Below are 10,882 nucleotides of genomic sequence, written 5' to 3'. Positions count from 1 at the left end.
TCACGTCGATACATAATTCGCGATTGATGAAAGAAATCAATCACACACACGCCTCGCGTGAATTCCTGCCGCAGCGATCAGAATCGAAGGCGCGGGTTGACGGCCGTGTCGCGCTTTTGGGCGAAAACCCTTTGCCCCGGATCATGCCGTTTCTGTTTTACGCCTGTGTCTTGGCGACGTCCTGGCCGATGAAACGGGACAGGAAGAACAATGCGACCGCCCCCGTGATGCCGATCAGGTCAGAGACCAGACCGCCTTCAATCATGAACAGAGCGACGACGATCAACGCCCCGCGTATCACGATATTCGCGCGACGTGCAGCCCACCACCCCTGTACACCCGAAGACAAAAGGTAAACGCCGAGGATGGCTGTAACGCCTGCCCTGAGGACTTCGAACCATGTGCCATCCATCAACAGGGCCGAGTTGTAAAAGAACATGAACGGCACGATGAAAGCGGAGATTCCGATCTTGAAAGAGGCGACAGAGGTGGCCATCGGGTTTGCGCCCGAGATACCTGCCGCCGCATAGCTGGCCAGCGCCACAGGCGGCGTGATGGCCGAAACCACAGCAAAGTAGAAGACAAAGAAATGCGCCGTCAGGGCCGGAATTCCAAGCTGCACAAGTCCCGGTGCAACGACGCTGGCGGCAACAGCATAGGCCGCAGTCGTCGGCATCCCCATGCCCAGCAGGATCGAAATACACATTGCAAAGAACAGCGCCAGCAGTTGGTTGGTGTCTGCAATGCTCAGCAGAACCGACGAGAACCGCGCCCCGACGCCCGTCAGCGATATGACCCCGACGATGATACCCGCACAGGCACAGACCGCGATGATCTGGATGGACATGACGCCCGCGAGTTCAAAGGCCTTGGAGACCGATTTGATCCCCATCCGGTAGGGCGTGAACCAGCTGACCACGGCGGCGGCGGCTGTGGCGAGTGTGCCTGCGCGAATGACCGAGTATCCCATGAAGAGAGCAGCGATCAGGATGATAATCGGCAGGAACAGAAAGACCCGGCGCGCCATATCGCGGAATTTGGGCAGTTCATCCTCGCGCATGCCACGCATGCCCAGTTTCGCCGCCTCGAAATCCACCATGAAATAGACGGACACAAAGTAAAGGACCGCCGGAATGATCGCGGCGATGGCGATGTCGGTGTAGGGGATGCCTGTGATCTCGGCCATGATGAAGGCACCTGCACCCATGATCGGCGGCATGATCTGACCACCCGTGGAGGCCGCAGCCTCAACCGCACCCGCCGTGGTCGGTTTGTAGCCGACCTTCTTCATCAGGGGGATTGTCAGGGACCCCGTTGCAACCACGTTCCCGGCGGATGTGCCGTTGATCATGCCCATCAGACCGCTGGCAAAGATGGACACTTTCGCAGGACCACCGCGCGCGCGCCCCGCAGCCGCAAATGCGAAGTTCACAAAGTATTCACCCACTTTGGACGCCTGCAGGAACGCGGCAAAGATGATGAACAGAATGATATAGGTCGAGGATACCGCCGTGGTCGGCCCCAGAATTCCCGCATCCGTATAGACTTGGCTGAAGAACCTCTGCCATGTGATGTCAGGCGCATTGAGGAATCCCGGCAGGCGTTCACCGACAAAGACATAGACGAGGAAAACCCCCGCGATCACGATCAGCGCAAGGCCCGCAACCCGGCGCGTCATCTCCATGATCAGAATGGTTCCGGCCACGGCTGCGAGGCTCATGCCGATCGGGGCAAACGGCGTGCCCGTTGCATTGCGCATCAAGGTGCCAAAAATCGTGATCAGGTAGATCGCAACACCGCCCGCGCAGATGATCAGCACGAGGTCGGCGGGGGACAGCCTGCCCCGTTCCGGCGCGCGCATCCAACCGACCAGAACGCCGATGGATGTCGCAGCGATCAGGGGGATACCATAATGCCAGATCTCTGCATTTCTGATCGCAGGATCAATGCCGTTCCACATCGTGCCACCCGCAATGTCACGCGCGAAACCAAGCGCGGTGACACAGGCGTAAAGCGCCGGCAGCAGCGCAACATATGCAACGATATCAAGCGGATGGTTGCGACGCTGCGGCTCATCCGAAAAGCCACGCGCCGAGTAGAGCAGAAAGCCCAGCGTCAGCGCCCCGGCGATATGAACGATCCGGAAATTCCACGTCTCCATCGGGAAAACCGGCAGGTAGGGGATGTAAATGCCGGTCCAGCCACCAATCGACCACCCGTTCAGAACCGCCATGTGAAACAGCGCATAGATCCCTGCAAAAGCAGCGATCAGGAATTTGGTGCGCCCCTCAAACACGCGCTGGTTGCTGCCAAGCGGTTCGTCATCGACCCCTTGCGTGTTGATCGGGCTTTCGACCGCACTGTCTGGCTGGGGGGTGCTGACCATGGCTGAGCTCCATTTCGCTGTGAGCGTCGTCTGCACAACACCGGATATTGGCGCGTGCAGGAAATGCGTATCAACCTGAGCCACGCCAGCGGCGCAGCTCAGGGGCTTTGAGATTTACTTGCTGTGGATCTGATCGGCGGGGATATCGGCCCCGGCGTTCTCAATGAACCACTCTGCGGCACCTGGATGCCAGGCGATCACACCGGCGTTCTTGTCCCAGTTTTCCGGCACAGTCGTGCGGGCGGCCTTGTGGATGTTCATCATACGCTCATTGTCCGACATAATGATATCGACCACCGCTTTGACAAAGCTGTTGGGCAGATCGCAATTCGCAATGGCAAAGTTCCACATCGAAACCGAGCGCGCATCGGCTTCAAGCGTTGAATAGGTGCTTTCGGCAATCGCATAGGCCGCCACCGGGAATGCCTCCATGATGGTCGCCTGCTCTTCGGCGGTGAACTCGATGATGTTCACATCCGTTTGCACTTCAAGCTGGCTGACCGCAGGAACCGGCACACCCGCCGCAAAGGCGATCACGTCCAGCAGACCGTCCTGAAGCTGACCGCCCAGATCGCTCCATGATCCGTTGCGGCGCTCGTAATTGACGCCGAGCGTGTCCATCATGCGTGGGAAGTACGTATCAGACGTGGAACCCGCGGGGCCAAACCCGATGCGCGCACCTTCAGGGATTTCGGAAATTGCGGTGATCCCGGAGGATGCAAGCGTCGTGACCGAGAAAGGCGTCTGATACATCGGGAACATCGCACATGCGTTGGTCATTTGCAGGCCCGGCGCGATCGGGCTTTCGCCCGCGATGGCTTCGGCGGCCGGCCCCATGGTCGTCATGCCGAATTGCGCATCACCCGTGTGCACCAGCGCCATGTTCTGACCCGGACCACCGGTGACTTCGCCACCGCCACTGATGCCGAGTTCTTCCGCGACAAGGTTGGCCCAACCCGATCCGTATGCGAAATATGTGCCGCCCTGAGACGCGGTCGCAACCGTAAAGCTTTCGGGCCATCCCGTGCGGTCTTCGTGACCATCGGCAAATGCAGCCTGGCTCAGCAAGGCTGTTGCCACAATAATTGCGGGCGTTTTCATAAGTCTTCCTCCACGTGTTCATTTCGGGTGCTTTCAGATGCACCGCGCTTGTTATCTCCCGACGACCCGCGTCGAGTGTGCTTTCGTAATTAGGCGTCATTTGGCCGCTAAGCAATCAATATAAGGCAATTTTTGCCCATCCATGATCACATTCCCGATAAAGGGCGGTGTTGCGGCAGGGTGCACCGCAGTTCATCGCGCAATTTCGAGCGCGCAGGTTGACATCTTGCGGACAGCCAGGTCTTACTGATGTAACCAAACAGTTACAAAAACAAGGGCCAGGGATGCAGGAGGTTTTCGACTACATCATCGTGGGGGGCGGGTCGTCGGGCTGCGTGATGGCCGCCCGGTTGAGCGAGGACAAAAACACCTCTGTCTTGCTGTTAGAGGCGGGCGGTCCTGACCGTAACCCATTGTTTCATATACCTGCAGGCTTTGCGAGGATGACCAAGGGCATCGCATCATGGGGGTGGTCCACCGTGCCCCAGAAAGGGCTGAACGGTCGGTCGCTCTGGTATACGCAGGCCAAGGTCATCGGCGGCGGCTCTTCGATCAACGCGCAGATCTATACGCGGGGCAATCCGCATGACTACGACAATTGGGCAGAACACCACGGCTGTCGCGGATGGAGCTATCGCGAAGTTCTACCGTATTTCAAGCGCTCCGAAGGCAATGAGGTCTTTTCCGACCTGTATCACGGTCAGGACGGTCCCCTTGGTGTATCAAAGCCGCGCGGTGCGCTGCCCATCTGCACGGCATTTATTGAGGCCGCGCAGGAATGGGGCCTTGCGCATAACCCTGATTTCAACGGGATGCGGCAGGAAGGCTGCGGGTTTTACCAACTGACGCAACGCGACGCGCGTCGTTCCTCCACCGCGCGGGCTTTCCTGAAACCGGCCCAGACACGCGCAAACCTGACCGTGCGCACGCGCGCAGAAGTGTCGCGTATCAAGCTTGAGGGACACAAGGCAATCGGGGTTCTTCTGCGCCACAACGGTGCTGATCTGCTGATCCGTGCGGACCGCGAAGTGATCGTCACAGCCGGCGCCATCGGATCACCCCGCCTGTTGATGTATTCAGGCATTGGCCCCGCGGATCATCTGCGCAGTGTCGGCATTGACGTTGCGCTGGATGTGCCCGGTGTCGGGTCAAACCTGCAGGATCACCTCGACCTTTGCACGATATCGCAATGCACCGGGCGGCATACCTACGACGGAGCCGACCGCATTGATCGCACGCTGTTGGCGGGTTTGCGCTATTATCTGACAAGGACCGGACCTGCCACGGCATCGCTGTTTGAAACGGGGGGCTTTGGCTATGCCGATCCGAACGCGCCCTACCCCGACCTTCAGTTTCACCTCGGCCAAGGATCGGGCATTGAGAAAGGGATCGTCAGGATAAAAGGCGCGGGCGTGACGCTCAACAGTGCCTTGATCCGCCCGAGATCACGCGGGTCCGTGCGGCTCGCGTCCTCCGATCCCACTGTGCCGCCCCTGATTGACCCGAATTTCTGGGGTGACCCCCATGACCGGGAGATGTCGTTAAGAGGTCTGGAGATCGCCCGCGAGATCATGGCGCAACCTGCACTGTCGAAATACGTTGCAACCGAGGTCTTGCCCGGACCCGGCACCACCAAAGAGGACCTGCTGCGCTATGCGATCAGAATTGCCAAAACCGACCACCACCCCGTCGGGACCTGTCGGATGGGAACGGGCCCCGATGCTGTTGTCGACCCGGCGCTGCGCGTGATCGGGGCGTGCGGGCTGCGGGTCTGCGACGCGTCCATCATGCCCCGGATCAATGCGTCAAATACCAATGCGCCCACGATCATGATTGGCGAAAAAGCCTCGGACATGGTGCGGGGCCTTGCACCGCTGCCTGCGGCGGACTTGCCAGTGAGGGGCGAGGCGAGCGCACCGCCGTAAGGGGTGACGCCCGCGCAGGTCAACGCGTGGAATCATGGCACAGTGAAGTCAAGAACCCGCCCGTTGACCTTGCCAGCCGCGATGATGAGGGCCGCCGGAAGCCGGACAAACCCCTTGGCCGCTTGAGGCCCGGCCATCACAATGATAGCGCAGTGTCATCGCCCTTGGATTTAGCGGAGCGTTGAGAGTTGCAACAGGAACCGCGCGTTTCCGTCATAATGCCCGCGCATAACGTCGAGGATTTCATCGACGAGGCAATCGCGTCGATTGCCGCGCAGTCCTATGCCTCACTCGAACTGATCATCGTCGATGATGCATCCACCGACCGCACCGCAGAAATTCTTGCCGCATGGCAGCAAAACTGGCCGCTCGACCCGCAACGCTTGCGGGTTTTGACACAAGAAAACGGGGGCGCGTCCTCTGCACGCAACCACGGAGTTGCGCAGGCGCGGGGCGCACTTTTGGGCTTTATCGACGCGGATGACCGCTGGGCGCCGCAAACGCTTGCGCAGCTTGTGGACACTCTGGATGCCTATCCTCAAAGCGATATCGCCTGTCCGCATTACCGTCGGATTGATGAAGCCGGGCGAGAGGTCAATTATCTGGGCGAAACGATCCACCGGGCGCACAATCCGCCGCGTGACCCAAAACACTTCGATGCGGGTGAGACGCTGATCGCCACACCGGCAGAAAGCGCCACGGGCGTGCTTGTGCGCAGCGAGGCTTTCGCCGCGGGTGGTGGTTTTGATACCGCGTTGAAATCGAACAATGACGTGGATTGTTGGCTGCGCATTCTATGGGTGCGCAAATCAACGCTCGTTCAGTGCCCGCAAGCGCTGGTGGACTATCGCATCCGGTCGGCACAGATAACCTCCGACGTGCGGCGCATGCAAAAGGGTCATGCCCAGTTCCTCGGCAATCACCAGGCCCTGTTGCGCGAGATCGGCGTCTTTGCACGGCGAAGGCATTTTGGTCTGGTGCGCGCCTATTGGTCGTTGCTGGCGGCCCGGCATGGGGATGTGTGGTTGGCCATCAGCTATTGGATCAGCGCGCTGTTCTATTCGCCGCGCCTTGCTCTGCCCGGCACCCTCGGCAGCAGCGCGGCCTTTGCCATCGCCAAAGCTGTCCTGCCGCCGGCCCTGTGGCGCGGGGTGAGCCGCCTGCGCAAGCGTTTGCGGTCATAAGGGGCGCGCCCTTTGGTTCAAACCAAGGGATCGCGGGTGCTCAGAAGATACGTTTGAGCGCCTTTTGCGCCTCATGAAACAGCACATTGCGCATTACGCAGACCGCCAAAACAAACCCGACAGCACCGGCTGATGCAGATAGAATAAGTTCCAGAAAGACGCTGCCGGTGGATACAAAACTCAAGGCCAGGGCAGCGGGCGCAACTGTGCACAGCGTGAGCAAAAACGCGTTCAAGGCCACGTTGAACAGTTGGCGCTTTTCATAGCCCGTGGAGCGCGCGAAGGCGCGGGTCTGGCGTATGGCGTCGATCACACCTGACATCGCGAGGGCGATGCAGACCGCTTCAAGGGAAATCAACGCACCACAACTGGCCAGCGCCACCCGCGTGATGTGATGCTGCACATCAAGCCGCGTGCTCAGGCGCAATTCACCCAAGGCAATGAAAAGCGCCTGATTCATCTGCGTGAAAGGCCGCGCGATGCCGATCAACGCCAGCAGTTGCACGACAACAGGGGCTGCATCCCACCCCGGTCCCAGCACCACGCGACACAGCGGGTCCGCAAGGATGGCGATCATCGCAAAGGCCGGCCAGATCAGGGCGGTCAACAACTCTACCTTCTTGAGATAGATCGTTGCCGGGTCATGCTTGTCCTTGATCGCCTGCACAAACGCCGGGTGGATCACCGGGCTGAAGCTGTTGAGGAATATCTTGTCAAACAGCTTCACGACCTGATCCGCACGGTTGTAGACCCCGAGCGTTGCAACGCCGAGAAAGCCGGAAATTGCGCCCATCAGGCCCAACTCGCTCAGATGGCGGATAACCTGATTTCCGCTCAGGCGCGCGCCGTCTTCGATCAACCTGCGCCAGCCGGTCATGCGCGGGGCCGGTACCTGCTCGTTGCGTCTGGCAATTGCAAACATGGCAAAGGAGACGATCTGCTCCGCCAGCAGCCCCGCCGCGAGTGCAGCCGGACCAGCCCCGTAGAGTGCCGCGATGATCGAGACGCCGCAGCGGATCCATGCGCCGAACACGTTGACCACGGAAATCAACCCGAAGCGCATGCTCTGCATGAGCGGAATGTTGAACAGCAACTCCAGCGGGCCAAGCAGAACCGCGGCTGCGAATATCCACAGTGTCGCGTCCAGCGATGGGGGGGCGAGCGCGTCGGGCAACAGCAACGCAACCCCCAGAAAACCCGCCGCGACGACACAGGCAGCGGTCAGCGCGAGGCCGAAAGCCTCACCATGGCGGTGGGGGTCCAGCGACGGGCTGTTCAGCAACTGGGTCTTGATACCCAGATCAGCCAGAGCAACCGCAATCTGATGGGCGACAGCGGCAAGGGCAAACAAACCGAATTCGGCGGGTGTCAACAGGCGGGACAGAACCAACAGCGTCACCGCATGGGCGGCCAGAACGGCCGGGCGGCTCAGTATCCGGTCGCGTATCGCCCGGCGCAGGCTCATGAGGTGTAACGCGGCAGCATGGCGCGACCATAGGCACGACCGCCCATTTGAGGGAAGGCGCGCACGGCATCCGATACTTGAGCGCTCCGATGACTGGCTGGCATTCCGCGCGCCAATCGACAGCCACCCGATGGGCTGTGTTGTCGCGGTATCCTGCGCCGATCAATCGCCACCAGATCACTGCGCATGCTCATTGAACCTTGGCTCAGCATTGCCTGGTAGACACGGACGATTGACGCAAAAGACGCCGCATCGTGCGAGAACGCAGAGGGTGATAGGACACACCATAATGCGTCTTGGGGTCCATATCCTGAAACCTTGGTGGTTTGCTGCGTTTGAAATTCGCCCCGGCAGAGCGAATAAAGCGATAGGCGAGATCGCGAAGGCGATAAAAGGAATAGGCCATGGTTGCAAATACGTTGATGCGAAATGCCGCCGAGAATTCAGAGACGGCATTGGCGATCTTTCCGGCCCGCGCGCTGGAAATCGCCAGTTCAGCCCGCGCCTGAGCGCGTGCCAGTTGCATGATTTCCTCCGGCACATCAGGATGGCGTTGCGCGACGATATCCAGCAGTTTCAACCGTGCCAGCGCCATGCGCACGTGGTTTCGGGACATCGACACATGGTCGTACCGATACCCGGTCATGTATTCCGGCACGACCCCGACACGCCAGTCATGCGAAATGAGGATCTGCAGCAAGTAATCCTCACATCCGACCCGGTTCAGTTCCATCGCATAGCCGCCGACCTGCTCGAAAGCGCTGCGTCTGACCATGATCGAACTGCCGTTGCCCACGCAATTATAGAGCAAGGACGCATGAAAGACATCGCCCGACCAACAGGTCAAAGCACCATCACGGATCAGATAATCCCATTGGTCGATCCGCCTGAACAATGTGTAGACCATGCCCATGTCGTCCCCGCCTGCCGCAAAAACATCGAGCTGTTTTTGGATTTTATCGCGGTGCCAGATATCATCTGCATCCAGCGGGGCTATGAAAGCGCCCGACCCCGCACGCGCCCCGGTATTGCGCGCCGGACACAAACCACAGTTGGGCGTGACAACGATTGATATGCGCTCATCCTGTTGCGCATGCTGTCGTGCGATTGCCTCGGTGCCATCCGTGGCGCCATCGACAACAACGATGATTTCAAGGTTTTGATATGACTGATTGCGAGCGCTGTTCAGCGTGGCATCAAGTGTCGTCTCAACATTGTAGGCCGGTATGACAACTGTCACCAGGGTCTCAACTTCCGACAGTTTCATCGTATCCACGCCCATGCACCGAACCAAGCCGAACTTATCAATCTAGATCATCGCATTGGAAAGGGAAAAATGCGCCTCCGGAAATCACCCTGCCATAATTCACCCGTTTTTTTAAAATATGATAAAACACACGGTGGTTTTATGCCGATCCGGTGCAGTTCAGTCCTGGTTCAGACCTTGGCTGGCTGAAGGGCTTTTGTCGGGCAAGCCCCGGCGATTCCATGCAGAACAGCGGCATCAGGCCGCCCCGAAAACGGTTTTTCCCGCAGAGGTTTCAGGCAACTGCCCGGTTCAGCGCGCATTGCGACCACAGATCGGACAGTGCCGCAACCAGACGGTCGGTATCTTCATCCGTATGCAGGGGTGAGGGCGTGATGCGCAACCGCTCCGTTCCTTTGGGCACGGTCGGGTAATTGATCGGCTGCACGTAGATGCCATGCTGCTCCAGCAGGGTGTCGCTGAGGAATTTGGCTTTGAACGGATCACCGACCATCACCGGCACGATATGGCTTGGGTTGTCCAGATGGGGCAGACGCATCGCATCAAGGCGCGCGCGCAGCTTGGCCACATTGGCCTGTTGGCGGCGGCGTTCCAGATCACTGCGCCGCAGATGCCGGATGGACGTCAGCGCGCCCGCGGCCAGCGCGGGGGGCAAGGCGGTGGTAAAGATGAACCCGCTGGCAAAAGAGCGCACGAAATCGCACATCACGGCTGATCCCGCGATATAGCCCCCCATGACGCCAAAGGCCTTGCCCAATGTGCCCTCGATCAGGGACACGCGGTGCGCCAGCCCCTCGCGTTCGGCAATGCCGCCGCCCTGCGGGCCATAAAGCCCGACGGCATGCACCTCATCGAGATAGGTCATGGCCCCATGCGCCTCGGCCACATCGAGGATTTCCGCGATTGGCGCGATGTCTCCATCCATGGAATAGACCGATTCAAAGGCGATCAGACGCGCGCCCCCTTTCGGCAGCGCCTCAAGCTTGCGATTGAGGTCTTCGGGGTCGTTGTGTTTCCAGATGACCTTGCCTGCCCGGCTGTGGCGGATGCCTTCGATCATGCTGGCATGGTTCATTTCATCCGAAAGAATGGTGCAACCGGGCAGATGCGCACCCAATGTGCTGAGGCTCGCCCAGTTGGACACATAGCCCGACGTGAACAGCAATGCGGCTTCCTTGCCGTGCAAATCCGCCAGTTCGGCCTCAAGCGCGACGTGCTGCGTGGCCGTGCCTGAAATGTTGCGCGTGCCCCCGGCACCGGCCCCATCCTTCAGGGCCGCGTCGGCAACGGCTTGCCGCACGAATGCCGATTTGCCCATCCCAAGATAATCGTTGGAACACCAGACCGTCACGGGGCGCGCCTTGTCAGCCCCGTGCATCGTAGCGTGGGGCGCATCAGTGGCGTCTCGTTCAAGTTCCGCAAAAACGCGGTAGTTCCCTTCGGCGCGCAGTTGGTCCAGTTGTTCAGCGAAAAAGGCGTCGTAGTTCATGCAGGTCTCTCCCCCGGGGTTTCACCCATAAAACCGGGGGTGCGCGCCCATGGCCTTGACATTGG

General features: G+C 59.7%; 7 protein-coding genes. 2 read left to right on the top strand and 5 right to left on the bottom strand.

The genetic code is table 11. The features are described 5' to 3' along the window. Positions 1 to 157 precede the first annotated feature (157 nt). Entirely contained in the window at positions 158 to 2,386 is a 2,229-nt protein-coding gene (locus tag RD1_RS07315) for a TRAP transporter permease (protein WP_011567831.1), read from the bottom strand. Positions 2,387 to 2,500: 114 nt separating this feature from the next. After that, positions 2,501 to 3,487, bottom strand: a complete 987-nt coding sequence (locus RD1_RS07310; protein ID WP_011567830.1) for a TAXI family TRAP transporter solute-binding subunit — start codon at positions 3,485 to 3,487, stop codon at positions 2,501 to 2,503. 284 nt (positions 3,488 to 3,771) lie between these two features. On the opposite strand from RD1_RS07310, the gene RD1_RS07305 reads away from it, so the two are divergent. Both RD1_RS07305 and RD1_RS07300 read left to right on the top strand, forming a co-directional pair. Beyond that, positions 3,772 to 5,412 carry a GMC family oxidoreductase gene (locus tag RD1_RS07305; protein ID WP_011567829.1) on the top strand — a complete coding sequence of 547 codons (1,641 nt, stop codon included), beginning with the start codon at positions 3,772 to 3,774 and terminating at the stop codon, positions 5,410 to 5,412. A gap of 188 nt (positions 5,413 to 5,600) precedes the next feature. Next, positions 5,601 to 6,596, top strand: coding sequence for a glycosyltransferase family 2 protein (locus RD1_RS07300; protein ID WP_011567827.1), 996 nt, complete (start codon positions 5,601 to 5,603; stop codon positions 6,594 to 6,596). Between the two features lie 40 nt (positions 6,597 to 6,636). Here RD1_RS07300 and RD1_RS07295 read toward each other — a convergent pair whose 3' ends face one another. From RD1_RS07295 to hemA, 3 genes are all read right to left on the bottom strand, one after another. Continuing rightward, positions 6,637 to 8,061 (bottom strand): oligosaccharide flippase family protein, encoded by a 1,425-nt coding sequence (locus RD1_RS07295; RefSeq protein ID WP_011567826.1) that lies wholly within the window; start codon positions 8,059 to 8,061, stop codon positions 6,637 to 6,639. 205 nt (positions 8,062 to 8,266) lie between these two features. Continuing rightward, positions 8,267 to 9,328, bottom strand: coding sequence for a glycosyltransferase family 2 protein (locus tag RD1_RS07290; RefSeq protein WP_011567825.1), 1,062 nt, complete (start codon positions 9,326 to 9,328; stop codon positions 8,267 to 8,269). 274 nt (positions 9,329 to 9,602) lie between these two features. Beyond that, complete coding sequence (gene hemA / locus RD1_RS07285) at positions 9,603 to 10,817, bottom strand: 5-aminolevulinate synthase (RefSeq protein ID WP_011567824.1); 1,215 nt, start codon at positions 10,815 to 10,817, stop codon at positions 9,603 to 9,605. Positions 10,818 to 10,882 lie beyond the last annotated feature (65 nt).

The organism is Roseobacter denitrificans OCh 114 (assembly GCF_000014045.1).
GTDB classification, from domain to species: Bacteria; Pseudomonadota; Alphaproteobacteria; order Rhodobacterales; family Rhodobacteraceae; genus Roseobacter; species Roseobacter denitrificans.
This window is presented reverse-complemented; position numbering and strand designations above follow the sequence as displayed.